The following is a 26236-nucleotide window of genomic DNA, read 5'->3' as shown; positions in this document are numbered from 1 at the left end:
CGTCAGTTTTCAGATGAATACCCCTTCCAACACCTCCGATGAATTTCATATGGGCTGGCTGCTGTTCGCGCTGGCCATGGGCGCGTTCGCGATTGGCACCACCGAATTCGCGTCCATGACGCTGCTGCCGTTCATTGCGAACGACTTCCAGACCACTCAACCGCTGACCGGACATGCCATCAGCGCCTACGCACTGGGGGTGGTCGTTGGCTCTCCGGTGATCATGGTGCTGGGCGTGAGGCTGCCACGCCGGGCATTGCTGGTGGGGCTCGCGGCGTTCATCGGCGTCGCCAATGCCCTGAGCGCGGTCGCACCGAGCCTGCCATGGCTGGTGTTCTTCCGGTTTCTCAGTGGCTTCCCACATGGGGCTTACTTCGGTGTCGCCATGCTTCTCGCCGCCTCGCTGGTCCCTAAAAACCAGCGAGCACAGGCGGTGTCGCGCGTATTCATGGGGCTGACCATCGCGACCATCATCGGCGTGCCATTCGCCACGTGGATCGGCCAGACAGTCGGTTGGCGCTGGGGCATGGCCATCGTCGCAGTGCTGGCGGCAATCACCGCGTTGCTGATTCGCAGCCTGGCGCCGGCCTCACCTGCGCAAGCCGATGCCAGCCCGTTGCGCGAACTCAATGCGCTGCGCTCCCGGCAGGTGTGGCTGACGCTGGGCATCGCGGGTATCGGTTTCGGTGGCATTTTTTGCGTTTACACCTACCTGGCCGCGACGCTGATCGAAGTCACCCACGCGTCAGACTTGATGATTCCCGTGGTCATGGCCGTGTTCGGCCTGGGCACGACGGTCGGTAACCTGGTGTGCGGCTGGGCGGCGGATCGCGCCACTATGCGCGCCGCCGGTATTTCGCTGGGCTTCACGGCACTGGTGCTCGCCCTTTACCCCTCGTCCACGGACAACCTGTGGCTCCTGATCCCACTGGTATTCTTCATCGGTTGCGGCGTGGGGCTGGCGGCGATCCTGCAGACCCGCCTGATGGACGTCGCCCCCCACGCTCAATCACTGGCCGGTGCGTTGGTGCAGAGTGCATTCAACCTCGCCAATGCCATCGGGCCTTGGGTCGGCGGAATCGTCATCGCCGCCGGTTTTGGCTTGCCGGCCACCGGCTACGCCGCTGCAGCGCTGACACTGGGCGGACTGGGAATGTGGTATTGGGCGGTTACCGATGCCCGGCGAGCAGCGTTGCGCTTTACGTCCGACGCGGCAAACCAGGCTTGATTAAAGGTGCCGCCTGACACGGCTGCGACACCCTGTCATCAACCGGCTGGCCGAAAAAACCTTGTCCCGATTGGCTGGGCAGGCATAATTCCGCCTGTCTTTGTCCGCAGTGAGTAACAAGGCTTTGAAACACGCGACGACCTGTTCAGATCCCGCCATGGCCAGCAGCTGCGCCAATGGCTCAGTGCGCCGGGCCTCTCGCCGCTTGGGTCAAATCTACGATGAGGCCTTCCTGGCCTGTGGTTTGAAGGCCACCCAGTATTCGTTGCTGTCGCAAATCGCGCGCAGCGAACAGCCGAAGATGCGTGATCTGGCTCAAGTATTGGTCATGGACCTTTCTGCCTTGGGCCACACCCTTAAACCGCTGGTCCGCGATGGCCTGATAGCGCTGCAAGTCGACGAATCCGATCGTCGCAGCCGTCGCGTCTTGCTGACAGAAGCGGGTCAGCAGAAATACGCCGAAGCCCGCAAGATTTCCGAACGCGTGTCTCAGGTATTCGACAAGACGTTTGGCGTGGAGGAAACCGTCAAGCTGCGTGAAGCGCTGGACTTCATCGCCTCTGAAGAGTTCGCCCGGTCGCTGCTTGACGAACTGCAGTCGAGCGAAACCTGACCGGCCTGGTGCAAGCCGGTCGTCAGGTCATCAGGTCAGATGCCCCGCTTGGTGGCGATACCTACCGACTAACCCTCCGGCTCCTCATCCGGCGCCGGAAACAGCGTATTGACCGTGGCCCGATGAGACGTACGCACTGGGGCCATGGCAGCCGATTCGGCAAGTTTGGTCGCCATCTCCCAGTGTCGCGCGTCCTGCCCCTCTGGCTGGCCTTCGGTTTCCCATATCAATTGAGCCAGTTGACGAACAGTCTCTTCGTCGACATTCATGCAGGTCCCCCTTTCGTATCGCTGCCGACCACTCCCCAGCCCCGGATACACCTCAAGATCCGTATCGACCCGATGTCCCGATGATGAACCGCAGACCAGTCGGTAATGAGCGGAGAGCACGGACAGGCTCTCAGAGCGTTTATAAGCACTGGCAAGCGAGAACCTACCCCCAGGTTCTCTGCGCATCGTTGAGATTCCGCGATGGCGCTTCACGAAGAGTCCTCCTCAACGATGGTTACGTTTCAGCAAGACGCTGACGAGCAGACCAACCCCCGCCGCTGCGCCAATCGCCATCCACGGATTGGCTTTTACATATTGCTTGGCATCGTTCAACACCCGAGTGACCGGCGGCAGCCCTTCCGTATCGATCACAGCCGCCGCAGAGCCTTTGAGAAACTCGGCCAGACGCTCGTGTGCCAGTGCCGTGCGATCTTCTTGCAACGCATCGCCTGCAGCCAGCAACGCGTTGGTTTCGTCGAGAAACGTATTCAACTGAGCGCGGGTCTTCTCATACAAATCTTCGCTCAAGGTGTCGGTCAGTTTGTTGATCGTCTGGTTCATATAGGCTTTCCGAATTCAGGGTATCGAAATGGGTTGACCGAAGCTCGATTCAATTCGTTCCGAACGAAACAGACAAACGAATTGATCGCGGCAAAACCGGCCGCCGCGAGCGCCGTCAGACACTCTGTCCGCAAACCCGACACCATGCCGGGCTCGCAGACGACAGTCCGGATTAACGAGCGCCAGGACCGGAGGTGGTTTTCTCGTGATCGTCCGCAGACGGATCGGGGTCATTGCTGGTTCGGGCAGGATGCAAAGGGTCAACAGCGGGATCCGAGACATCGGGCGACTCAGGATCGAAACCCAGTTCTTCATCCCCGTCGTCGGGTCGACCGGCCACGCCCTGGGCCCTCGAGTCAAAGCCGGTTTCGTTGTCGGCTTCGCTGTTGACGCCCTTCTGGGAAATATTGCCGGGTGCGTTGTGATTCATCTCCATCTCGACTCTCCTCGTCAATGCGCGCGGTAATCACACGTAGAGTTGGGATGCGTGAGGAAATCAGGAGTGCCGGGAGATGGACGAGCGGTGGTAAATGCCGCTGCGAGCAGTGACGCAAGGTTACGCAAGTCGACGATGGCGCACGATAAACGCCACCCCCGACCTGCGCCAGACACCGGGAAACCGGTGCCGGAGACGGACTTATTTTGGCGCTATCGCACCGTCGACAAGGACCTGCGCCTCGGCCACAAGGCGCTTGAGGTGTTCCTCGCCCTTGAAGCTCTCGGCATAGATCTTGTAGATGTCTTCAGTGCCCGAAGGACGCGCCGCGAACCAGCCGTTCTCGGTCATGACCTTCAAACCACCAATCGCCTGATCGTTGCCCGGCGCCTTGCTCAGGATGGCGGTGATCTTCTCGCCCGCCAGTTCCGTCGAGGTCACCTGCTCCGGCGACAGCTTGCTCAGCAACGCCTTCTGCTCAAAGTTGGCCTTGGCCTCGACGCGGGTCGACACCGGCTCGCCCAACTCATCGGTCAGCGCCTTGTACATTTCGCTCGGATCACGCCCCTTGCGAGCGCGGATTTCCGCCGCCAGCAATGCCGGGATCAAGCCATCCTTGTCCGTGGTCCAGACCGTACCGTCACGGCGCAGGAACGATGCACCCGCGCTTTCCTCGCCGCCAAAGCCCAGCGAGCCGTCGTACAAGCCTTCAGCGAAGAACTTGAAGCCCACCGGCACTTCGTACAAGCGACGACCCAGACGCTGGGTCACGCGGTCGATCATGCCGCTGCTGACCACGGTCTTGCCCACTGCCGCGTCGGCGCGCCAGTCGGGGCGGTTCTGGAACAGGTAGTCGATGGACACCGCCAGGTAGTTGTTCGGCGCTAGCAAGCCACCGGTGGGGGTCACGATGCCATGGCGGTCGTGGTCCGGGTCGCAGGCGAACGCCACCTGAAAACGGTCCTTGAGACCGATCAGGCCCTGCATGGCGAAATTCGACGACGGGTCCATGCGGATCTTGCCGTCCCAGTCGACGCTCATGAAGCGGAAAGTCGGGTCGACGAACTTGTTCACCACCTCCAGGTTCAGGCCGTAGTGCTCACCGATTGCCGACCAGTAGCGCACACCCGCGCCGCCCAGCGGATCGACGCCCAGACGCAGGTTGGCGCCACGGATCGCGTCCATGTCAATGACGTTTTTCAGGTCGGCGACGTACGTATTGAGGTAGTCATGGCGGTGGGTGGTGTTGGCGCGCAGCGCCTTTTCCAGGGTCACGCGATTCACGCCGGCGATGTTCTCAGCGAGCAGCTCGTTGGCCTTGTTTTCGATCCACTTGGTGATGTGGGAATCGGCCGGACCGCCATTGGTAGGGTTGTATTTAAAGCCGCCACTTTCCGGCGGGTTGTGCGACGGCGTGATGACGATGCCGTCCGCAAGGCCCGTTGTGCGACCACGGTTATAACAAATGATGGCGTGGGACACGGCGGGCGTCGGCGTGTACTCGTCACCCTCGGAAATCATCACGTTGACACCGTTGGCGGCCAGCACCTCCAGTGCCGATGCAGCGGCAGGCGTTGACAACGCGTGGGTGTCGGCACCGAGAAACAGTGGGCCGTCGATACCGTTCGCCTGGCGATACAGGCAGATGGCCTGACTGATTGCCAGCACATGCCACTCGTTGAAACTCAGGTCAAACGAGCTGCCACGGTGGCCTGACGTACCAAACGAAACCTTCTGGGTGGCAACCGACGCGTCCGGCTGACCGGTGTAATACGCCGTCACCAGACGAGGAAGATCGACCAGCAATTCTGCAGGCGCCAGTTTGCCTGCGAATGGACTGATACTCATGCGAAACCTCCGTGGATGGAAAACCGTGATTAGTCATGACTGACGAAAAATAAAAGATGCTCGGCCAAGCGAAAAAAGCCTGAAAACAGCTGTAGCGCGGCAGTTTACTGGCAGTTGGACCGCCCTGCTCGGCTATCGATCCGTAAACGCTTGAGACAATTAGCAGAGCGCACTCAAAGTTGCCACCAGGCGGGCAACAATTGCTGAATCTTGCGCTCGGCAAAACGGTCGTCGATCAGCATCACCACACCGCGATCGTCCTGCCCACGAATCACCCTCCCTGCTGCCTGCACCACTTTCTGCATGCCGGGGTAAAGATAGGTGTAGTCGTAACCGGCGCCGAACAACAGGCTCATGCGGTGTTTAAGTTGCTCGTTGACGGGGTTGATCTGCGCCAGCCCCAGCGTCGCGATGAACGCGCCGATCAAGCGGGCGCCTGGAAGGTCGATCCCTTCACCGAAGGCACCGCCCAGGACCGCAAAACCGATGCCTTGGCTGTCCGGCGTGAATCGGTCGAGGAAGGCCTGCCGATCGGCCTCGGCCATCCCGCGTGACTGCTCCCACATCGGAACGTGCGGATGGGTTGCCGCCATCAAGTCGGCCACTTGCTGCAAATAATCGAAACTGCTGAAAAACGCCAGGTAGTTGCCCGGCCGCGCCTGAAACTGCTCGGCCATCAACGCGACGATCGGCCCAAGCGAGGCCTGGCGATGGGTATAACGCGTGGAAATGCGACTGACGATGTGCACGTCCAGCTGCGAGCGCTGGAACGGCGACTCGACGTCAACCCACACCGTGTTATCCGGCAAACCCAGCAAGTCACGGTAGTAGTGACGAGGGTTAAGCGTGGCAGAAAACATCACCGTGCTGCGTGCTGCGGTCAGGCGCGGGCGCAGGAATCCCGCTGGCACTACGTTGCGCAGGGTCAACCGCGACAGGGCTTTTTTGCCGGATTCACGTTTACTGATATCGAACAGGTAATGCGTGTCGAACAGCTCGGCAATGCGCCCGAACTGAATGGCGTCAAAATAGAAACGCTGCAGCTCGCCATTCGCCGCCTGCGGATAGTCATTGAAGTAATCGCCGAACGCCGCGACGCACAGCGCGAGGCTGGCGAGAAACTTCTCGGGCATACCGGAGTACGCCTGGTACGGCGCGACCTGATCCTTGTGCAGCGCGTTCCATTCGCGATTGACCCGTTGCAGGGATTTCTTCAATGGCTCCGGCGCCACCTGTCGCACCAGGTTCATCGCGTGCTGATCGAGACCGGCGCTGTACATCTGACGGGCGCGCTCGACCATGTTGTGGGCCTCGTCCACCAGCACCGCAACGCGCCACTGGTTGAACTGGCAAAGCCCGAACAACAAGGCGTTGAGGTCGAAGTAATAGTTGTAATCGGCGATGACCACGTCCGCCCATCGCGCCAGCTCCTGGCTCAGGTAATACGGACAGACCTGATGCCGCAAGGCGACATCACGAAGACCTGCCTGATCCAGCCAGGGCGAGATCAACGCTTCGCTGCGCGCGGCCGGGAGCCGATCATAAAACCCTTTGGCCAGCGGGCAGGCGTCACCGTTGCAGGCATTGTTCGGGTACTCGCAGGCCTTTTCCCGCGCGACCATTTCCAGCACGCGCAGCGTGAGCTGCGGCGCGCTTCGACCGATCACGCTCAACGCGTCGAGCGCCAGCTTGCGGCCCGGGGTTTTGGCGGTCAGAAAAAACACCTTGTCCAGCTTCTGACTTGGCGCGGCCTTGAGCATCGGAAACACGGTACCGATGGTCTTGCCGATGCCGGTCGGTGCCTGCGCCATGAGACAGCGCCCGGTGCTGACAGCCTTATAGACCGACTCGGCCAATACCCGTTGCCCGCTGCGAAACTCGGAATGCGGAAACCTGAGTTCCGTCAGCGCCTGATTGCGCTCCTGAAGGTGAGCCATTTCCTGCCGCGCCCACCGCAGGAAAATCTCGCATTGCGCCTCGTAAAACGTCTGGAGTTGCGCCGCTGAATACCGCTCGCGAATCACCGTCTCCTGCTCGCTGACGATATTGAAATAGACCAGCGCAACGTTCACCTCAGGCAACTGTAATTGCTGACAGATCAGCCAGCCGTAGACCTTGGCCTGCGCCCAGTGCAGCTGCCGATGGTTGTCGGGCATTGCCTCAAGGTCGCCACGGTAGGTCTTGATTTCTTCCAGCTGATTGAGCGCGGCGTCATAGCCGTCTGCCCTGCCCCGCACGGTCAATTCATGGTAGACACCGCTGACGGCCACTTCGGGCTGATACTGCGGGCCCCGGCGCGCGGCGACCGTGCGATGCCCGGCGATGCCTTCCAGCGCGGTGGGTGATGGTGTGAAGCGCAGATCAAGATCCCCGGCCTTGGCAGTGAACTCGCACAGCGCCCGCACGGCGACGGTATACCCGGCTTGCGGGTCGACAACAGGGCTCGGCGCAGCGGTGGGCAGTGCACTCGCCTGAGGGCCGGAACCGGGGTCGAACGGGAGAATAGAGGTCACGAACTAAAGCTGGCCGAAGGTTGAATACTGGACAGGCATACAGATAACAGCTGTATGCCGTCTCTGGCAAACAAAACGGATCGGCGGAGCGCTACACCAAACGTTCCTGCATCAGCGCATTCCTGATGATCACCAGCATCGATTCGATGTTCTGGCTCCAGTCCGCCGCGCCACTCAGGCACAGGCTTTGCTGATGCAGACCGCGCACGCTGAACAGCTCCCCGGGCGCGATGACGATACGTTGATCCAGCAAGCGCTCGAACACCCGCGTCATGTCGACGCGGTGCGCGCTGTCCAGCCAGAGCGTCGCGCCGCCACCGGGGCGCTCGAAACGTACGTCGTCACCCAGGTAATGTTCGATCATCATGCCTAATTGGGTGGTCCGATCCTGAAGGCTGATGCGCAAGCCCTGCAGATGACGGTCCAACTGGCCGGAGCTGTATAAACGTGCGATGGCTTTCTGTCTGATCGGCGGCAGACGAAACGAGCGCAGCAGCATCTGCTGATGCCAGAGGGGCCGCGAATGGCGGCTCAACAGGTAACCGAAAGGCGCTTCAAGACCGATCGTCTTGTCGAACGCCCCGAGAATCATCAGCCGCTCAGGGTCGATGAAGTTGTGCAGCGGCTCGACCTGCCCGTCAAAACACAGCCCGCCCTGGCTGTCGTTTTCCAGCACCCAGAGCCCATGCCGGTTCAGCACCTGCGCCAGCCGCTGACGCTGATCCAGTGCCATGACGCGCCCGCGAACAGGGTCCATGCGCGACGACAGAATCGCCATTTTGATCTCGCCGTGGCGCAACAATCCGCTCAGCTCATCGGTGTCGACCACACCCTCGGGATTCGCGCACCACTCGATCACCCGAATGCCAAAGGATTGCAGCGTACGCAGGACGCTCCAGCCGCACGGTGATTCGACCAGCACCGCGCTGTCACGGAGTTGAAGGGCTTTCAGAACGGTCTTCAACACACCGGTCTTGTCCGGGCCGATAAACACGTTGTCCGGGTGCCAGCAGCGTTCGGTGGATGAGGTGTAGGACGCCGCCAGTGCGGTACGCAGTTCGATGTCGCCGAACGGTTGAAAGCGCGGATCGGGCTGACAAGGGTAATGGCGCATAAGGTCGCGCTCAAGGTTCAACAAGGCGCCGTCCAGAGACTGAAGCAGCGTCGGCTCATCGGCGCCGAAAACAAACATGTCCGAGCGGCGGGCGCTCGCCTGATAGCGTTCGAGCACATCGTCTCCTTCGCAATGGATGTCGTTGCACGGCTGGGGCAAGGCGTAATAGCCGGACTTGGGCACCGAGCAGATGCGGCCCTCTTTTTCCAGTAATGAGTAAGCGTTCTGTACGGTGGAAATGGACACCCGCAGTCGGCGGGCCAGCAACCGCAGCGACGGCAACTTGACTGCCGGGCCTTCGGGCAGCTCATTGGTCAGCCTCGACAGGTAGCGGTACACCATCTGGTAGGCAAAATCGGTCTTGTTGTTATTCATTGGACACACCCCATCCATGCGCAAGGCGCAGGGTCAATGACAGAAAAGCACCGGGCAGCGGTTGAATGCAGGCTCGCGCGCCCGGCGTGTGAAAGGACATGCTCAACGCCCCGAGATCAGCTCCGAGACCGCTTCGCCGGTGTGCAGATCGACCGTCATCACGTGGCCCTTGTCCGGGTCACTGGCTCGTACCCGCGCGATGATCGAGCTGTCGTCGCTGAAGTCCACACGACGTTTTTCGTACAGGTTTTGCAGCCCTTTGAGACTCAACCCGCTGACATCCACCAGCCATTGAATGACCTGATCCGGCGCCGAATGCCCCGACAGCGCCCTGTGCAGGTCCGCGAGTGCCACCAGCATCCCGGGGTGACACACCCGTAAGAACGCTTCCAGTTGTGCTCCCGCGTCGACGAAGGGTGCGAACATCAGGCACACCAGTTGCGCCTCGCTCAGGCCAAAGGCCTCCTGCGCGTAGCCCGCCGCCAGCGCACGGCGCTCCTCGAGCTTGTCGGGATGATCGTAAGCTGCCAGCGCCTGGTCGATCAGGCGCCTGGGCATGCGCTTACGGCGCATCATCTCGGCCGCCAGTTCCAGGTACTCGGCAATGCCATCGGCGTACGCGCGACCCTGCACAAATTGCGCCTTGAGGCCTCGCATGTGGGCCATCAGCAACGGGTTGGCGCAGTCCGACTCACTGAAACTGAAGGCCAGATCGTCGAAACGAAACCCCAGGAAATCCGTGAGCAACGCCCAGTGTTCCTCAAGCCGGAACCCGATCAGGTCGGCCACCGTCAGAAACGCAGGCGCAACGGGCTTGTTCGGATACCCGAGCGGTCGCAGCATGAACCCGGCGGGTTGCGTTTCTTCGCCGTAAAGTTCCCGGTAGTACGCGCGCCCCACACTGTCGATGGTGTTCAACGCGGTCATGAACCCCAGCGTGTGCCAATTCTCGACCGCCTGCCCTTCATGGCGTGCCAGGCGCATGATCCAGGTCGCGTACTGCTTCTGCTCCTTGAGCGAGTCACCACTGAGCACAGCATCCACGCCGTCGCCCCAGCAGGCGGCACGGCCAAGGAACTCGGCCATTCCCAGATAACAACTGTTGCAGAACGTCGTTCTCGCATCGCCTGCGGTCAGGTGTCCACCGAGCAGCATGTCAGAGCGGTTCTGCTCCCGCCCCGCACTGGAAAATGGCAGGTCAGGCTCAAACGCCTGTACATACTGATGATCGACGACCAGCAACTCGACCCGTGGATCGTCGTGCAGAAACAGCGCGGAGTAGCAGCGATGAATGTTGGCCATGACCGCCGACGTCATCCCCGCGTGGCGCATATTGGCGACCCGCAGATTGAACGTCGCGGGTGCCCGGCCGGCGATGCTCAACTGCGCGGCACGCATCAGCGCCACGGTGTAGGCGCTGTCTTTACCGCCACTGAACGCCACCAATACTTTATAGGTGCCGATGTTCTCGATACCGCCGGCGGCGACGATCAAGCGTTGAATCAGTAATTGCAGCGCGGTGCGCTCTGCGCGATTGAAATAACTCAACAAGCGTTGCAGCACTTGTTGATAGACATAGTTCATGGCCTGCTCGTGAATAGAACCCATACTTCAACACCTGAATAACCCAGTACAGCGAACACATCGATTCGGCTACGACACGCGTCGTACTATCAGAGTCGATACTTTGTCATTGTTGTTATGTAACAACAGCCTCCCGTGCAGTGACCGTCAACAACGGCTTGGGAGCAAAGTCATACTGGGACCTTGTCCACGAAAGATTGATGCTGCAGCCCTTTCGCACCTGCAGATGGGGATTGGAATGGGGCCGGACAGGGAGTATGCGTCCGCGAGGACGGGTGTTCGGCACGGCAAAACAACCGGCCACGGTAATGCATGAGGCATGACTCGTTCCTTGAGTATCAATGATCGCCTCATTATCGGTATCTGAAAAACAATTACAAGGTACAGATCAATGACGTATTGCCTGTCAGTCAAAGAATAAACTTTGCTGTCTTTTAAACAGAACGGTTTAACGTATCGGCGCTGACGCGTTCAAACGCCAGACATCACAACAGACTGCTCACCGCCGACCGCGTTTATTAATAACCATTGCATAAACAAAAAAGCCTTCCTGAAGTTTCAGGAAGGCTTTGTCGGGTATTGCGTGGCCGGTAAATGACAGCGAAGGCAGACACCTCTGAACGGTGACCGGATCTCCCACTCGACGCCCGGCAAAAGGCGTCGAACAGTCAGCTGAGCGCGGTGAATAGCGCTCAGGCAGGCTCGACTTCCACCACCACACGACCACCCACCGGGCAGCCATCCATCATGCGATGCGCGTCAACGATCTGATCGAACGAAAACACCTTGGTAATCTGCGGCACCAGAACCCGATCAGCGGTCATCTGGTTGATGTCACGCAGTGCACGTTTAACCGCTTCTTCGTCCTGCTTGATGCCCAGTTCAGGCTTGCCGGTGAAATTGCCGACACAGTGAACGAAGAACTGAATGTTTTTCTGGAACGCCGCGCACGCCGGGAACGGAGTCTGATTCCCGCCTTGCAGACCATAAAGGATCAGACTGCCACGAGGCGCCAATACGTCGCCCAACATCGACATCTGCGGGCCACCCAGGCCGTCAAGGACGATGTCCACGCCACGGTTGTCAGTGTATTTGTTGATCGCCATGAGCAGGTCCTGCTCCTCGGTGACCACCACTTTGTCCGCGCCCATTTTCAACAGGTATTCACGGCACGACTCGGTCTTGGTCGCCGCAATGACCTTGATGCCCAGCGCCTTGCCCAGTTGCAGAAACGCAGGACCTGCGCAATGGCTGGCGTCAGTGACCAACGCGGTCTGGCCAGGCTTGGCACGGGCCAGTTCCACGAATGCGAAGTACGCCACCAGCATCGGGGTGTAGTGAACGGCCGCTTCATTAGGCGTCAGTACATCCGGATAACGGGTAACAGAGGTGTGCGGCAACGTGATCAGCTCGCCATACACCGGGTGTACGTTAGGGTCAGCGGACGGAAAGCTGGCCACCTTGTCGCCCACTTTCAGATCGGCCACACCGTCACCGACGGCAGTCACCACGCCGGCCATTTCAGAACCCAGACCGGCAGGCAGCCGAGCTTGGGATGAAGCCAGATTTTGTCGCCACAGCACGTCGTACCAGGTCACACCGATCGCCTGGACGCGTATCTGCACCTCTCCGGGTGCTGGCAACGCGGCTTGCTGCTCTTCTACCTTGAGCACCTCGGCCGGGCCAAACTGATGAAAACGGATCGTGCGGGACATTTCGAACCTCGCCTTATGAACCTTGATGCCATGAACTCTATCCGGGCTCTGCCGGTAACACTATCAGTGGCTATTAATAGTCGACATGCCTGTCATCGATTCTGTTGCTGAAAGGCGGTCATTAGATAACCATCGAATGCTCACGTATTCAAGCGCGGCCATTGTTCTTTTCTCCTCCTGACATTGCAACCCGATGGGCAATTTCCGGATGAACGTGCCCCCGACTGGCGCGAAAACTGCCGCAGGCGTGGACGTTTGCGCCGTCAGCCAGACCTATGGTTGGGGCAGACGCCCGACAAAAAGGTTCAGCACAAATCATCGACGGGCGTGATGGGTAACACGTTTGTATGCTTGCGGATGAATTTAACAGTGCGGAGAATCAATTTTTCCCCGTAATATTCGCACCTGAGCTGAACACTGGCCTGCCGCCTTGGCGGCCAACGTATTGACCAATGTCCCTGAGACCCCCGTCATGAATCGCAACGACCTGCGTCGCGTCGACCTCAACCTGCTCATCGTGTTCGAAACCCTTATGCATGAACGCAGCGTCACGCGTGCGGCCGAGAAGCTGTTCCTCGGCCAGCCGGCGATCAGTGCGGCCCTCTCCCGTCTTCGCGGCCTGTTCGATGACCCTTTGTTCGTGCGCACCGGCCGCAGCATGGAGCCGACGGCGCGTGCCGTTGAGATCTTCGGCCTGCTTTCCCCTGCGCTGGATTCCATTTCCACCGCCGTGAGCCGCGCGGCCGATTTCGATCCGGCCACCAGCACCGCCGTGTTCCGCATCGGCCTGTCCGACGACGTCGAGTTCGCCCTGCTGCCGTCGCTGCTCAAACGCCTGCGTTCGGAAGCACCCGGCATTGTGCTGGTGGTGCGTCGCACCAATTACATCCTGATGCCCTCGCTGCTGTCGTCCGGCGAAATCTCCATCGGCGTCAGCTACACCGACGACCTGCCGGCCAACGCCAAGCGCAAGGTCTTGCGTCGCAGCACGCCTAAATTGCTGCGCGCGGACACCATGCCCGGTGCAATTACGCTGGATGACTTTTGTGCACGGCCTCATGCGCTGGTGTCCTTTGCCGGCGACCTGGGTGGCTTCATCGACGAGCACTTGGAAAAGATCGGCCGCAAGCGTCATGTCGTGCTCGCGGTTCCACAGTTCAACGGCCTGGCAACGCTGATTGCCGGGACCGACATCGTCGCCACCGTGCCTGATTACGCGGCCGACGTGCTCGCGGCTGCTGGCGGCGTCAGGGCCGAGACAGTCCCCGTTGAAACGCGCACGTTTGAGCTGCATATGGCCTGGCGCGGCTCCCAGGACAACGACCCCGGCGAGCGCTGGTTGCGTTCGCGTATTCAGATGTTCTTTGGCGATCCTGAGAGTCTTTAAGCGTCGCCGGACAGCCTGTTTATCTGATCCCTTTTGCCTCTCAACAAACCATGGAGCTCCATTCACTTCCAATGGATTGCTAAATTGGGGGCACATCTGAGGGCATGCTTTGGATGGTTTGAAAAGGATGCCCCCAGCCTGAGGCCAAGCAGGCTACTGATGAGGATGGGTGGATTGAGGGAGATATGAACCCTCGGCCCTACCCCGTATTAATGGCCGAGCCGTAGTGAGCGCGCCACCCACCACGCTGGACAAATGCGTGCAAATTTAAAAAATTATGATGGCATAATGCCTCGGCAACCTGCAAAATCCACACGTTTCCAACGGATTTGAAGGCGCGGTTCCGATGACATGGCCAGTCACGCTGAAACTCGACAGCTCAGCCTACCCGCTGAGCGTGGTGCAACGCGCCGCTTATTCCCTGGCCGACACTGTCGCGATCCAGGTCGGTATTGAAACCAATCAGATAAGCCTCACGGCCCACCCCGCTGAAGCGAGGCCTACGCTTTCCCTGGAACAGGCTCACTCGCTGATCCTTCAGCATCTGAACGACTTCGCCCTACGCGACCATATCAACCGCGAAACAGCAGGGTTACGTGAAATCCTGGCCCGAGCTGCGCTCGCTGGATGTGGGGTTTCGCAGTGACACTGATAGCGACAGACGCCAAGCACTACCACTTGCTGCCTTTTCGATTCATGCGCATGAACACGGGACGTGACCGTGACATCCTGCTCACCTCCGATACCGGTGAGTACATGTACGTGAACGACGCGCAATTACGAGCCCTCAGTTACTTCGACGTTCAAGCAAGCACACCTTTTTACAAGGACCTGCTGGCCCGCCACTTCATCTACGAACCAGGCCGCCACGACCCGTTCCCGGAAATGGCCGCGCAGTATCGCAGTCGCAAGGACTTCCTCTTCCAGGGCCCTGCACTGCACTTGTTCGTAGTGACATTGCGTTGCAACCACACCTGCCAGTACTGCCAGGTGTCGCGGGCCCCTCTGGGAGGATCCGACCACGACCTTTCGGAAGCGGATGCACTGGCGGCGGTCGATCGCCTGTTCGAATCGAACGCTCCCGCCCTCACTGTGGAGTTTCAGGGTGGCGAGCCGCTTCTGGCTTTCGAGCGCGTCCGCCAGATTGTCGAATGGGTCGCTGAACGGAACGTGGTCGAACAACGGGATATCCAGTTCGTCATCACCACCACGCTGCACCACCTGACGGAGGAAATACTCGACTTTGCAGAACAAAATCGCATCCAGTTTTCGACCTCGCTCGATGGGCCAGCGCCCTTGCACAATGCCAACCGCCCTACACCGTCACGAGACTCCTACGAACGCACAGTAAAAGGCATCCAATGGGTCCGTGAGCGCCTTGGCCATGATGCAGTTTCCGCGTTGACCACGCTGACTTCAAGAAGCCTCGAACAGCCTGAAGCGATCATCGATGAGTATGTAAGTCAGGGCTTCTCCAGCATCTCGCTTCGGCCTCTGAGCCCTTATGGGTTTGCCACCAAGAGTGCCCATCGACTTGATTACCCTATTGAGCGATACCTGGCCTTCTACAAGAAGGCACTGGCCTATTTGCTGCATATCAACCAGCAGGGCGTATACCTCTCAGAGAGTTATACGAGCCTGTTGCTGAAGAATATCCTGACACCCTTCTCCTCCGGCTATGTAGACCTGCGTTCCCCTGCTGGCGCAGGCACTGCGGCGCTGGTTTATAACTATGACGGTTACGTCTATCCCTCGGACGAAGCCCGAATGTTGTTGGAGATGGGTGAAGACGGCTTGAAACTTGGCACCGTGCGGCAACCCTTGTCTGAATTACTCACATCGCCCGTTATGAATGCGTTGCTCGCCAGTGGTGTAGCAGAGGCGCTGCCGGGCTGCTCCGATTGCGCACTTGTCCCGTACTGTGGTGCTGACCCCGTCGAACACTATGCCCGCCAAGCTGACCCGATCGGACACCGAGTGTTCAGCAGCTTCTGCAAGAAGAACATGGGGCTGCTGAAGCATCTTTTCGGCCTGCTTTGCGATGGCGACGACAACGTACAGAGGGTACTGCTGTCTTGGTTGAACAGGCGCTCTTACAACGATGTCCGGTTTCCGGGTTACAGGGGCTGATGGCGATGCTGCGCAAAGATACCCACTTCGAAATCCATCACCTGAATGAGCCGAAACTGCTCAAGGTCATCACTCTGGATGAGTTCATCGGACAAGGCCTGGCTGTTTGTGCCGGAAGCGCTGAGTTCGGTGACCTGCTGCTTTGGCTGCCAAACGATGAACGCCTACGGAGCCCGCATCTGCTCTCATTACCAGTGGGTGGATTCCTGATCCCAGAGCCATTGATCGGCGACTTCGACAGCGCGCGGCCACACCTGCACACCCCCAAAGATGCGAATGTCGTGCAGCCCGGCGATGTCATTGCCATCACACCAGGCAACGCGTTGGTGCGAGTGCTCTATCGACGAGGCTCAGACAGCAACCTGCTGTTCATGACCGATCGTTGCAACAGCCTCTGCCTGATGTGCTCGCAGCCGCCCAAAGATATCGATGACCGTTGGCACATCGAGGAGAACCTACGGCTGATCGACCTGATGGACCCGGGCGAGGAAAATCTGGGAATCAGCGGCGGAGAACCAACGCTTTATCGCGGCGGCCTGCTCGAAATCCTGGCCAAGTGCAAAGCCGTTTTGCCGCAGAAATCCATTCATGTGCTCAGCAACGGGCGTCTGTTCCAAGACCCGAGCTGGATCGCAGCACTCTCTGCCATCGGCCACCCTCAGTTGAGCTGGGGCATCCCGCTGTATGCCGACAATGCCGAAGACCATGACCATGTGGTGCAGGCTCCAGGCGCGTTCAGCGAAACCCTGCAAGGTCTTTACAACCTGGCGCGGGCCAACCAGATCATCGAGATACGCGTGGTGCTCAATCGCCTGACCACGCCACGCTTGCCCGAGCTCGCCTACTACGTGTTCAGGAACTTGCCCTTCGTGCGGCATGTTGCGCTGATGGGTATCGAAAGTACGGGCCTGGCCAGGAAGAACTACGAAGAACTGTGGATTGACCCGCTGGACTATCAGGAGTCGTTGAGCCAGGCCGTGTATTTCCTGTTCAACCGCGGAATGCCGGTTTCGATCTACAACTTGCCCCTGTGCCTGATCCCGGCCCACCTCTCGCGTTTCGCCCGCCAGAGCATCTCGGACTGGAAGAACCTGTTCATCGATACCTGCCAGCAATGCGCTGCCGTCAAACATTGCTCTGGCTTCTTCAGATCCCACACCGACCGCTGGCAGAGCCGCGGCGTACAACTACTATCGACCGAGGCCTTTAGCGCCTATGCAAGGAGTGCGTAGTGAAATTGCTCGACCGCTGGAAAGTCCTGATCAGTGGGATCAGCCTGCTGCCAATAGCAGGTACCACCCTGGCACAGGCGGGCCATCTGCCACTCGCCGATGCGAACTGGCAACCCAACGACAAGCTACAGCCCCCGGTATTTGCCGATACGCTCAATGCGCCAAACACCGTCAACATCTATGCGGCGCATCGCTCGCACAGTTCTCACCGGTCCCACAGCTCGCACAGTTCTCACTACAGCGGCTCGGGTGGCTATAGCGCACCTCGCTACTACAGCCCACCCGCTACTAGTACCCGAGGCTACAGCGCGCCGAGTCCTTCGAGCAGCCCTCCAAGCAGCAACAGCCTTTATCAGTCGTCTGGCACTACCAGCGGGACAAGTTCGAGCACTTCTAAGAGCCGCGCGACCAATGAGCAGAAAAGCAACCTGGTCACCCGTGTGCAGACCGCGCTGATGGTGCGCCAGTATTACCAAGGCTCCATTGATGGGGTGATGGGCAAAGCAACACGTGGTGCGTTGATGGCCTTTCAAATGGACAGTGGGCTGACTGTGAATGGCCGGATGGATACGCCATCGCTGAATGCGTTGAGTATCAAGATTCCATAAATCGCTTCAGGTTAAAGCTAGCGTCCGTTCAGTAACGAAGGAAATTATCCCATGCAGCACATCATTCAAGTCGACAACACTCTCTGGGCATTGATCAGCCGCCTGCAAGGCAAGGAACTGCAAACACCGTCGCGTAGCGCCCGTTTCCGAATCACGACCGTTGATGCAAATCGCGTTGTGATTGAGACCGGATCGGAAGACTCGCAGTTGGCGCTGACTCGAGCAGCTTTCCAGCAAACGTTGGACTACCTCGCCGATAACAGTCATTTCGGCCAAGCACAAGCGGTGGAAATCAACTCCAACCATACGTACGAAAAAGCCGGCCCACTTTGCCAGGCGGCTCGTTACAGAGCAGAAGGCAAGCCGGGCCGTACCAATATCACTTACATTCTGCCGATTCTGGAGCAGTGCCAGGCAGTCGGCATCCGGTCCACCACCCCAAACAGCACTTGGCTGCTGCCCTGAACAGCTCCTGATATCTTTACAAGGACGCCAACATGTACGCCAAAATGGACACCTTCCGCCCCAGCAGTGCCGCGTCGTTTGATCAACCCTGCAAGGTTACGATCGACATCGAGTTTATCACCGTCTCCTATGACGACGCGGGGCAGACCTGGCAATACCGAGGCCAGGCAAAAGGCCTGGGGCATTACGAACTGCAAGCAGAAGGCTTCGACGGCAGAGCAACGCTGCACCGCTTCGAAGGCTCGAATGTGCTGGAAGGCACTTGGGTCGAAGACGGCGTGCGCGGGATGTGGCGAATTGTCTGCCAGCCGATTGATTCGTCATTCGTGCCCACATAAATAAGCTGAACTCGTGGGGGTTTGATGGGCCGCCACGAGGTCATCCACCTCAACTGGCAGAACAAGACGTACATCAAGGCGGCCAAGCATTGCTATCCGCATGGATTTAGAAGCACTGAAAAGAAGTTCAAGGATGAAAAATGATAGCTCTGAAAGCAAAACTGCTCGCCAAATTCCAGCAATATTCCGTATCCCAACGGTTCTATCTCGCCTCGGTAGTTACGTACCTCATCACGATTGCAGCTTCCCAATATACGGGCATATCCGCGCTTACCATCGGGACGACGGTCGCGGCTGCATTGATAATCTGCGGATTCATTGCCTGGTGCATCCCTTTCGCCCGCTGGCTCCATACAGCATGGGATAAGCCATTCGCCAAAACGCCCATCATCATTATGCATCTGCTTGCACTGCTGATATCCACAGCATGCGCGCGTTTCGCGGTTGCCGAGACGTTAGGGCTGCCCCCTCAAAGTTTTGATCTGACAGTCGGCTTTCTCGCGTTGCTGTTTTACATTCCATCGTGGCTGCTTGTGGTGGCAATACTCCTTGGTCTGACAGCAATGCTGATCATGGTCATCGCGATGATTAGCCTGCCATTCGAAGCAGCCTGGCAACATATGACCCGCTTGGCCGCGCTCCTCGGCTTTCAGGCTAAATTCAAGCAATCGCGCAGTATGATCATGTTCCATGGTGCAGGGGCTCTTATCATTAGCGTGCTATTTACCATGAGCTACGACTACCTTACCGACAACTTCAGCCCGGCCTTCAAGGCCGTGACCAAAGTCATTGCACTACGAAGTGATTTCCACAAGGCCCCAAACTATCCCGACGTGCGGACTGGAGAATATGTGCATCCGTTGGAGAATGGCTTTATTGCTTACGCCCGCGAACAAGAAGACAAAAGTGTCATCATTGGCGTTCGTTTACAGCCTGCCGAGAATTACGATGTCGTGGTGTCGACTATTCCGCCTCTCAAGGTTGCAATGACAACCATGGCAGAACACGTCAAGCAATCCCCTGCGCTGATTTGGCTGCTCAGCAGCGCTGCTTCAGAGACTAAGTCTGACTCGATACTGCGTTAAACCTGGTTGCCGAGCCAGCAGGACAGAAGTTCGAGACATCAGTGGATGAGTCAAGGTCGCACAGTCGTCTCTGAAAAAATACGGCATAGCTGTCTGACCCACGACACTGAAACAATCATGGAGGAAACATGCAGATCACATTACGAGGTGAGGACGACCTGGAACAGGCACTTCGCGAGATACATCGACGAGCTTGCACGTATGAGGGACCATTGGTGCACCAGTTCATGGAGCTGGCGAGGCTCAGCGCGCCAGTCGAGCCTGATGAGCCCCTTGGAGAGGAGCCACAGCGTAATAGGTCAAGCAGCGGCTACGCGGAAGCCGCAAGGCGCAGCGAGACCAAAGAGCGATTTGAAGAGGCCCTGTCGTTACTGATGGTGCTCGCTTTTCCGGTGAACAGCGGAACCGAACAGGCAGTTCGCCGCGAACTCAACGAGTTGCTCGCACGCGACCAGCAGGTCGAGTCAATGCATATGCGCGTCGGCAACCGAAAAACCAACCTACGACATAACCTTGGACGGCGCCCGACGAAGCAGCAAATTGCGTTACGGGAAGCGTTGCTCAAATTTCTCCCACGAGAGACCAACGAGGATTTATGAGTACGACTCCATCACCCCTGGCGGCAAGCACCAAGAAAAATAAGAAGAACCAACCGGCAGCACCTGACTTGGTCAAAGCTGTGGGCGCGCTCTTCGATATTGCCGCGAAAGCGCCTCCCCCTCTGCAACTACAAGCGATGACCCGCGATAAGCTGTACGAAATGCTGGTTCTAGCTCGCTTGCTGAGGGTATTTCGGCGTGCACACCCTAAAGGGTCAATCATTCATCGGCCACCTTCCAAAGGAGGTAAAGCGTCTGAGGTGATTGTGGCGAGTAAACCAGCTCTAGCTGATCGCCAGAGATTCTCACACTTTGATCTGCTCGATGCCGCTGGCCGACCAGTAGGGGAAGCTTGGACATCGGTCGAGTTTGAGTCGCTGAGCTGGGCGCATAACGGCGGATATCCGGGAAACGCCCCCCGCCAGGCCCGACACGAGCTTGACGTCTGTGTACTTGAACCTGGCGCGGGAGAGCGTCCGTCTCACTTGCAGGTCTTTGCGGGGATCAGTTGCAAAGACGTGCGCAGTTCCTCGAAGGAGAACGTACGTGAGGCACTGGGGCTACGGCGCGAAACAGCATTCCTACACCGGCCTGTGCAAAGCCTCGCCCCTTGGTTGGTCACTGAGGTCCCCGCGAAACCGAGTGCACCGATCCTTCTAATCAGCTCCGACGTCGGGGTAAGGAAATACTCATCACCAGTTGACGCCCTGGGCGTCTATGTCCGATTCGTGCGTCGCCCCTGGGAAGCAGAGGTTTAAGCCCTTATTGATCAAACAGCCAAGCCTGGAAATCTAAACGGCATGTTCCTACTTTCGCCGCCACTGACGTTTCGGTGGTGAGCAGCCACCCTGTCTCTCCCCGTACCGGCATCGTTTGCCCAAGGCCAACATATACCCTGAACAGCTGCATTGGGCGATTGCTACGAGAGCGGATTAGCTTGTCCTTGATGAGCCCTGCACCCTACCTCCAGATCCAATGAGGGATTATACCGAAAGCCATCAACTGCCATACTGGAGTCCGTGAGAAGTCGCCGGTTGCGAGGGCTCTCGTACCCTGTGTATCTGGGAGCAAAACTGAGGGCATTATTAGTTTTTATGGTCTTAAACCACCGTCCTAGGGCCATGTCAAAATGTTCTTCGGCGCCCCTGAGAGTCTTTGGGCATCGTCGGGCAGGCTGTTCATCTGATTATTTCTGTCTTCTCATAGACCATGGAGATCCATTTAATTCCAGAGGATTGCACATTCGGGGTCATATCCAAGGGCATGTATTGGATGTTCTGAGAAAGATGCCACCAGCCTAACGATCAACAATCCTCTTTTTGAACAATCACTCGCTGCTCGCCGTCGAACGCTGTGCAATTGACCTAAGCTCTGTTAGAAAAGTTTTGTGGGAGCAGCTTGCCCCGCGATGGGGTGCGAAGCGCTCCTTTACCCGATATCAAACAGTGTCAAACATGCCGCAAATTCAGGCTTTGCTGCCGCGCTGCGGCAGATCGCGGGGCAAGCACGCCCCCACAATTTTCGATGACCATACTTTTCGTACAAAACCTAGTACTACATCGCCAGCACGATAAATCGGGCTCAATGACTTATTGAATTTTCGTTAAAAACTAGAATCATCAACACGCAAGAGAGTACGGATCGCCATACTTTAAAGCAAACAAGCCATCCATACACTCAGTATAGATACTAAACTCCGCATTGCTATACTTCTCATAAAGATCCTGGCCCTCGACATCAGAAAGACTGTATCGTCCCGCCACTATGTACATTTGCACACGACTATCTGTTAATTTATCGATGCCAGAGTACCTATTCCCTGATATCGGCACATGTCCATATTTATTCAACTCTAAAGCAAGACCAAAATATTCACAAACGTCTTCCAATCTCTCTCTGCACGAGTTGACCCCAAAGTTAACCAGCGAATAGTTGATATCTATAACACAAACCACATTAGGCCCCAAAGGAATCTTCCCTTCAAGAAACTCAACAAATATCCTTTTCAGCCTTGCCCGAAATCCAACAAACGAGTCGAGCAGCCCATCACGGCGAAGTGCATCCACCATGACCCGATGAATTCTACACGCCTGGAAGAAATCATCCGAACACAAATCGTCCGGAAGTGGAATGGCCCAGCCTCGTCCATAGCCACCACACTCAAATTCTATGTCCCTTACAATCTTTTCAGCGATTAGAGGATCACCTTCGACCATAATTTGGACAAACTTCCCATGCACTTCCTCGATAATACCCAGCGCAGAACAAGCCTTGCCTTTTAACTCTCTGAACCCTGAAGGTATATCACCCCACCAACTGTCAATTGGCTCTAAAAAAACAGGCACTATTGCATTTGAAACCTCAACAACTGGCGGGAGCGCCCAAGAAACAAATTGGCGATTCCTGTCAAAGTCGACTTGCTGCAAGATAGATTCCATTCGATTCAAAGCCAATCTTTTGTTAGCAACCAACAAGTCCTTTCTGGACTTTAGATACCTGTATGATACTCGATACTTAAGAGCACCATTGACATCTACCAAATCGAATGACTCAAAGATCTCCACCCCTGTCACAAGATGAACGGCCGGTGAATCTTCATCACCTGACATACAGAGGAGGAAAAATTCTAATCGCGGTTTATTATCCTCCCCTACTACGTAAGCCTGACTGACGTAATGGGTGGTACTGGAATGCGCAAAAAATTTAACTTGAACAACCCCAAGCGCCGGCGCCCTCCTGTCAAACAAACTTCGACCCATAAGACGGCGCTGGATTATTAAATCTGCCCCTTCAATATCGACGGACCGCTCAAGCACCCAAAAGCGATCTAGTAAAAACGCCCTCGCCCTAGCCTCGCCCAACTCGCCATTTTGCATTGCTTTCAACCATGGCTGGGATTCCATATTAATCTAAGCCCTTCCTTAATAAATATCCACCGCAAAAAAAAGACAGCGCACTAATTTAGCCAGTCAATTTAAGCACTCGTAATCACTTTCACATCCGAGCCAGACACACTTTTTATGTACGAGTAACTAGTACCGAGCACTGCAAGCTGATCAGACGATATTTTAGCTGCCGAAATGGCCGGTTGAACAATCACAAACCGGAACACCACTTCATGGTCATGGCACTTGTTGCGCAGTAGCTCCAGATCCATGGGTTCCCCCTTGAGGATCCTGTCGAAGCCTTTGGGCAACGACTGCTGGTAGCGGTGCAACAATCGATTGAAGAACTTTTCTTCCGTGTGCAACCACTTCACCGAGCGTGATGCCTGGCCGCAGACCTCGTAGACGTCGGAAACGCGCGCGCCCGGCCGCGCCTCGCCATCTTGCTGAGGGCAATACTTGCAGTGATACAGGTCGACAAAGATGGCGTCCTTGCTTTACTTGATCGCCACCAGATCGGCGATCTCACCGGCGCCATCATCGTTGAAAATGAACGTGTAATCGTCCTCGATTCGGCTATAGGTGAATCCTTGAACGGTATCCGGGCTGCGGTCCGCCCGCATCGACTCGCTGTGGATCTGAGTCGTGCCCCAATCCCAGGCTTCAATCAGGGCGACCGGCAGCTTCAGGTCCAAACTGTTGGGGGAGAAGTAGCGGTAATTGCCTTCGACCATCGAACCGTCGACGGCCAGCAACACCAACGGGTTAGTATCCAGATACTGCTCGAACGAGCCCTCTTCAGCGAAGACGATCTTGACCCCCGGGCAGGAAAATTTGTAGCCGTCATCCAACAGCCGGATCGTGATATCAGGCAGTTGGCGCTCCGTGCCATCGACTGCCGTTGCGCTGATGGGCACCTCCAGCGTCAGTGCATCGATTCGCCGAGGCTTGCCCAGTTCGACATCCAGCAAGTTGAACACCTCCGCCAGGTACGCCAGCGAGATCTTCTGCTCATTTTCGATCAGGATCGACGCAGGCCAATCGGAATAGAACAGGCCCTCGGGCCACGCCCGCTCGATCTTTTCCGAGCGAATCACATCCTTTAAAACGTCAGAGTGGTTGATCGTCGCGTCGTTGAGCTTCTGCGAGGCACGCTTGCACCACTCGATCCAGTCGTTGATGCTTGACGCGTTCATCTCCCAGATCTTGCCCTTGTGCGAACAGCCAACGGTGGTGCGCTGGCCATCCTCGTAGCCGGTTGCGAAAATGTTGGACTTCCTCGCCGTGCCGTTCTCGATTTCACTGATGACGGTATTGATGTCGCGCCCGACATGCATGGTGAAGCGCAGATCCTTGCGCATGCGCGACAGGCCCACGTTCTGCAGCTTCATAAGTTTGATGCCGTGCAAGGTGCGGAAGGTCGGCTCGCCGCTGATGCGTCGGGCATCCTTGGCGATCAGGCTCAGGAACCGGTTGGTTTGCGATTCATCCCCGGAAGAGTGGACGAACAGCGTCTTGTCGGGCGCATGGTAGTAGGCCAGGTAGAGGATCCAGTTGGTGTCCACAATTGTCGACGTTTGCGCCCAGCCGACAGGCGTTTCGCGCCGCGTTACCATGACGATGGTGTCGGCCTCGTCGTTGATGGACAGGAGCTGCAGCGGCTCTTTCTTTTGCGAGAAGTGCTTGGCCTTCTCGGGTCGCCAGTCGTCACGCTCCAAGTGGTAGGCGATCGCACTGATCTTGGGGTTAGGGTTCAAGCCGAAAATGTCCTCGGCATCGGCATCCTCAGGAAACTGTTCGGTGAACGTTTCTTTTTCGATCTCGCGGGCGATCTTGTCCTGGCTGACATCGCGGATCACCGCACTCCAGTCGGCACTTTCCTTGTACAGCACCGCCATCTGGTAGTCGACTTTCTGGTTGGCGATGTTCGAGACGAACTTGGCGTCACCGAGCGTATCATCGACTCGTGTCAGGCGACCGATAAACTGCAGGGTGACGGCGGGACTGCGGTGCTGGTCGTGGATCGCCGCAATCTTCAGCTCCGGCAAGTCGAAGCCTTCCCCCAGCATGTCCACACAGACAATGATCTTGTATTTCTTTTCGACGATTTCACCCAGTAGTTTGGCCCGATTCGGTACCTTGCTGTGGATGAGAATGGGCGAAAGATCCTCATGCTGTTTGTACAATTCAAACAGTGCGGCGGCACGTTTCTGTGACCGTGCGCGCACCATCAGCAGGTGGTTGAATCCTTGCGCGCGGTCGTTTCGCAACAGCTCGACTGCCTTGTCAGCCACCACCTGGTCAGCCAGTTCCAAGTTGTACTCGCGCACCGGATGGAACTCGATCGCCTTGAAGTAGCCATCGATCTGGGCATCCTTCAGCGGGTAGTTGTAGATGATCTTGCCATCCAGCGGCTGGTTGTCCTCACGGAACGGCGTGGCCGTGAACTGGAGACAGGGCTTATCCTTGAACGCGGTTTTCACCCGGTCCCAGGTCAGGGCGGCCACGTGGTGCGCCTCATCAATGATCAGGTGGCTGCACGACGCGGCCAAGGCCTCCAAGGCCGGCTGGTCGAAGCGTTGCAGCGCTTGCGGCGTGGCAACGATGACGTTGGCCTCGGCTAGCTGTTGGACCCCGTCAGCCGAAAGGCCTGAACCGATCGCCTGCACCACTGGGTTGAGTGCGGTGACCGAAACGGCACCAATCTCCCGTAGCTTCTTCAGCTCAAGGCATTTCTCAACCAGCTGCGAACGCAACGGGTCGGAAGGCACCAGAACCAGGGTCCTGGGCAACCGCCCGGCGACCAGCAGCCCGAGCATGGTGTCGGTTTTCCCGGTACCGGTCGGCATGACGATCGTGGCGGTCGTGGCGGGTGCCATCACCAGATGCCCCAGGGCGGCGTACAGCGCGGCCAGTTGCGGCTTGCGCAAACCCGGCGTCTGGGTATCCCGAACGGCTAGATTGAAATTGAACAGATGCTGCTGCCAACTGCGATAGACGTCTGCGTACTTCCCTGCTTCAACGGCCATTACGGATACCCGAGTGGTGGATGAGGATTAGCCTTGCCTAGCTACTGGCCACATGCTACCAGCGAAGCTCTGGCGCGGTGTAGCCCTGCCAGCCGCCATCCCCCGCCTTGAGTAACCAATCATCCAGCTCTCACCCATACACGCCGAGACTGCCATACACTAAGAACCATCGACGACCACCCTGGTCCGTACCAAAAATCGCCAATCGCGATCGCTCCCACA

20 protein-coding genes and 1 pseudogene are annotated in these 26236 nt (G+C 57.6%); 11 read left to right on the top strand and 10 right to left on the bottom strand.

The window, feature by feature from the left end; all coding sequences use genetic code 11:
* The first annotated feature begins 13 nt into the window (after positions 1–13).
* Both BLS87_RS03735 and BLS87_RS03730 read left to right on the top strand, forming a co-directional pair.
* Complete coding sequence (locus BLS87_RS03735) at positions 14–1228, top strand: MFS transporter (RefSeq protein ID WP_074750387.1); 1215 nt, start codon at positions 14–16, stop codon at positions 1226–1228.
* A 157-nt stretch (positions 1229–1385) separates the two neighbouring features.
* Positions 1386–1841: a MarR family winged helix-turn-helix transcriptional regulator gene (locus BLS87_RS03730; protein ID WP_208605133.1), complete on the top strand. Its 456-nt coding sequence runs from the start codon at positions 1386–1388 to the stop codon at positions 1839–1841.
* A gap of 68 nt (positions 1842–1909) precedes the next feature.
* Here BLS87_RS03730 and BLS87_RS03725 read toward each other — a convergent pair whose 3' ends face one another.
* The 8 genes from BLS87_RS03725 to BLS87_RS03690 form a co-directional block, all read right to left on the bottom strand.
* Positions 1910–2110 carry a DUF2934 domain-containing protein gene (locus tag BLS87_RS03725; RefSeq protein WP_074750385.1) on the bottom strand — a complete coding sequence of 67 codons (201 nt, stop codon included), beginning with the start codon at positions 2108–2110 and terminating at the stop codon, positions 1910–1912.
* A gap of 225 nt (positions 2111–2335) precedes the next feature.
* Positions 2336–2671 carry a glycine zipper domain-containing protein gene (locus tag BLS87_RS03720; protein ID WP_074750383.1) on the bottom strand — a complete coding sequence of 112 codons (336 nt, stop codon included), beginning with the start codon at positions 2669–2671 and terminating at the stop codon, positions 2336–2338.
* Positions 2672–2843: 172 nt separating this feature from the next.
* Positions 2844–3107, bottom strand: coding sequence for a DUF6021 family protein (locus BLS87_RS03715; RefSeq protein ID WP_074750382.1), 264 nt, complete (start codon positions 3105–3107; stop codon positions 2844–2846).
* Between the two features lie 201 nt (positions 3108–3308).
* Positions 3309–4955, bottom strand: a complete 1647-nt coding sequence (pgm, locus tag BLS87_RS03710; protein ID WP_074750381.1) for a phosphoglucomutase (alpha-D-glucose-1,6-bisphosphate-dependent) — start codon at positions 4953–4955, stop codon at positions 3309–3311.
* A gap of 173 nt (positions 4956–5128) precedes the next feature.
* Positions 5129–7417, bottom strand: coding sequence for an ATP-dependent DNA helicase (locus BLS87_RS03705; protein WP_074751340.1), 2289 nt, complete (start codon positions 7415–7417; stop codon positions 5129–5131).
* A 142-nt stretch (positions 7418–7559) separates the two neighbouring features.
* Positions 7560–8957, bottom strand: a complete 1398-nt coding sequence (locus BLS87_RS03700; protein ID WP_074750379.1) for an aminotransferase class I/II-fold pyridoxal phosphate-dependent enzyme — start codon at positions 8955–8957, stop codon at positions 7560–7562.
* Positions 8958–9059: 102 nt separating this feature from the next.
* Positions 9060–10565, bottom strand: coding sequence for a hypothetical protein (locus BLS87_RS03695; RefSeq protein WP_074750377.1), 1506 nt, complete (start codon positions 10563–10565; stop codon positions 9060–9062).
* A gap of 668 nt (positions 10566–11233) precedes the next feature.
* Positions 11234–12256, bottom strand: a complete 1023-nt coding sequence (locus BLS87_RS03690; protein WP_074750375.1) for a zinc-dependent alcohol dehydrogenase family protein — start codon at positions 12254–12256, stop codon at positions 11234–11236.
* A gap of 472 nt (positions 12257–12728) precedes the next feature.
* On the opposite strand from BLS87_RS03690, the gene BLS87_RS03685 reads away from it, so the two are divergent.
* The 9 genes from BLS87_RS03685 (at position 12729) to BLS87_RS03645 (ending at position 20100) form a co-directional block, all read left to right on the top strand.
* On the top strand, positions 12729–13643 hold the full coding sequence (locus BLS87_RS03685) for a LysR family transcriptional regulator (protein ID WP_074750373.1): 915 nt from the start codon (positions 12729–12731) through the stop codon (positions 13641–13643).
* Positions 13644–13989: 346 nt separating this feature from the next.
* A complete protein-coding gene (gene hxsD, locus BLS87_RS03680; RefSeq protein ID WP_074750371.1) occupies positions 13990–14289 on the top strand; it encodes a His-Xaa-Ser system protein HxsD in 300 nt (99 codons plus the stop codon).
* The gene (gene hxsB / locus BLS87_RS03675; RefSeq protein WP_074751338.1) at positions 14286–15773 is read left to right on the top strand and encodes a His-Xaa-Ser system radical SAM maturase HxsB; all 1488 of its coding nucleotides are present in this window, start codon (positions 14286–14288) and stop codon (positions 15771–15773) included. Before hxsD ends, hxsB begins: the two co-directional genes overlap by 4 nt.
* Positions 15773–17005: a His-Xaa-Ser system radical SAM maturase HxsC gene (gene hxsC / locus BLS87_RS03670; RefSeq protein ID WP_074750369.1), complete on the top strand. Its 1233-nt coding sequence runs from the start codon at positions 15773–15775 to the stop codon at positions 17003–17005. Before hxsB ends, hxsC begins: the two co-directional genes overlap by 1 nt.
* Complete coding sequence (hxsA, locus tag BLS87_RS03665; RefSeq protein WP_074750367.1) at positions 17005–17613, top strand: His-Xaa-Ser repeat protein HxsA; 609 nt, start codon at positions 17005–17007, stop codon at positions 17611–17613. Before hxsC ends, hxsA begins: the two co-directional genes overlap by 1 nt.
* 51 nt (positions 17614–17664) lie before the next feature.
* Positions 17665–18078 carry a hypothetical protein gene (locus BLS87_RS03660; protein WP_074750366.1) on the top strand — a complete coding sequence of 138 codons (414 nt, stop codon included), beginning with the start codon at positions 17665–17667 and terminating at the stop codon, positions 18076–18078.
* A 32-nt stretch (positions 18079–18110) separates the two neighbouring features.
* Positions 18111–18416 carry a hypothetical protein gene (locus BLS87_RS03655; protein WP_003256906.1) on the top strand — a complete coding sequence of 102 codons (306 nt, stop codon included), beginning with the start codon at positions 18111–18113 and terminating at the stop codon, positions 18414–18416.
* A gap of 140 nt (positions 18417–18556) precedes the next feature.
* Complete coding sequence (locus BLS87_RS03650; RefSeq protein WP_074750364.1) at positions 18557–19501, top strand: hypothetical protein; 945 nt, start codon at positions 18557–18559, stop codon at positions 19499–19501.
* A 128-nt stretch (positions 19502–19629) separates the two neighbouring features.
* Positions 19630–20100, top strand: a complete 471-nt coding sequence (locus tag BLS87_RS03645; RefSeq protein WP_074750362.1) for a hypothetical protein — start codon at positions 19630–19632, stop codon at positions 20098–20100.
* Between the two features lie 1619 nt (positions 20101–21719).
* Here BLS87_RS03645 and BLS87_RS03635 read toward each other — a convergent pair.
* Together BLS87_RS03635 and BLS87_RS03630 are read right to left on the bottom strand one after the other, a co-directional pair.
* Positions 21720–23003, bottom strand: a complete 1284-nt coding sequence (locus BLS87_RS03635; RefSeq protein ID WP_074750359.1) for a hypothetical protein — start codon at positions 23001–23003, stop codon at positions 21720–21722.
* Between the two features lie 71 nt (positions 23004–23074).
* Positions 23075–26014, bottom strand: a pseudogene (locus BLS87_RS03630) (DEAD/DEAH box helicase).
* Between the last annotated feature and the right edge of the window lie 222 nt (positions 26015–26236).

It is taken from the genome of Pseudomonas abietaniphila (genome assembly GCF_900100795.1).
Taxonomy (GTDB): domain Bacteria; phylum Pseudomonadota; class Gammaproteobacteria; order Pseudomonadales; family Pseudomonadaceae; genus Aquipseudomonas; species Aquipseudomonas abietaniphila.
Note: the sequence above shows the minus strand (reverse complement) of the source record. Positions and strands in the feature narration are given on the sequence as shown.

What these genes read in the sequence shown, in the direction of transcription:
- BLS87_RS03645 (WP_074750362.1), top strand. Translation starts at nt 19,630, where the DNA reads ATGCAGATCACATTACGAGGTGAGGACGACCTGGAACAGGCACTTCGC.
- BLS87_RS03650 (WP_074750364.1), top strand. Translation starts at nt 18,557, where the DNA reads ATGATAGCTCTGAAAGCAAAACTGCTCGCCAAATTCCAGCAATATTCC.
- BLS87_RS03685 (WP_074750373.1), top strand. Translation starts at nt 12,729, where the DNA reads ATGAATCGCAACGACCTGCGTCGCGTCGACCTCAACCTGCTCATCGTG.
- BLS87_RS03655 (WP_003256906.1), top strand. Translation starts at nt 18,111, where the DNA reads ATGTACGCCAAAATGGACACCTTCCGCCCCAGCAGTGCCGCGTCGTTT.
- BLS87_RS03715 (WP_074750382.1), bottom strand. Translation starts at nt 3,107, where the DNA reads ATGGAGATGAATCACAACGCACCCGGCAATATTTCCCAGAAGGGCGTC.
- BLS87_RS03730 (WP_208605133.1), top strand. Translation starts at nt 1,386, where the DNA reads ATGGCCAGCAGCTGCGCCAATGGCTCAGTGCGCCGGGCCTCTCGCCGC.
- BLS87_RS03735 (WP_074750387.1), top strand. Translation starts at nt 14, where the DNA reads ATGAATACCCCTTCCAACACCTCCGATGAATTTCATATGGGCTGGCTG.
- hxsC (WP_074750369.1), top strand. Translation starts at nt 15,773, where the DNA reads ATGGCGATGCTGCGCAAAGATACCCACTTCGAAATCCATCACCTGAAT.
- BLS87_RS03700 (WP_074750379.1), bottom strand. Translation starts at nt 8,957, where the DNA reads ATGAATAACAACAAGACCGATTTTGCCTACCAGATGGTGTACCGCTAC.
- BLS87_RS03695 (WP_074750377.1), bottom strand. Translation starts at nt 10,565, where the DNA reads ATGGGTTCTATTCACGAGCAGGCCATGAACTATGTCTATCAACAAGTG.
- BLS87_RS03660 (WP_074750366.1), top strand. Translation starts at nt 17,665, where the DNA reads ATGCAGCACATCATTCAAGTCGACAACACTCTCTGGGCATTGATCAGC.
- BLS87_RS03720 (WP_074750383.1), bottom strand. Translation starts at nt 2,671, where the DNA reads ATGAACCAGACGATCAACAAACTGACCGACACCTTGAGCGAAGATTTG.
- BLS87_RS03690 (WP_074750375.1), bottom strand. Translation starts at nt 12,256, where the DNA reads ATGTCCCGCACGATCCGTTTTCATCAGTTTGGCCCGGCCGAGGTGCTC.
- BLS87_RS03635 (WP_074750359.1), bottom strand. Translation starts at nt 23,003, where the DNA reads ATGGAATCCCAGCCATGGTTGAAAGCAATGCAAAATGGCGAGTTGGGC.
- pgm (WP_074750381.1), bottom strand. Translation starts at nt 4,955, where the DNA reads ATGAGTATCAGTCCATTCGCAGGCAAACTGGCGCCTGCAGAATTGCTG.
- BLS87_RS03725 (WP_074750385.1), bottom strand. Translation starts at nt 2,110, where the DNA reads ATGAATGTCGACGAAGAGACTGTTCGTCAACTGGCTCAATTGATATGG.
- hxsD (WP_074750371.1), top strand. Translation starts at nt 13,990, where the DNA reads ATGACATGGCCAGTCACGCTGAAACTCGACAGCTCAGCCTACCCGCTG.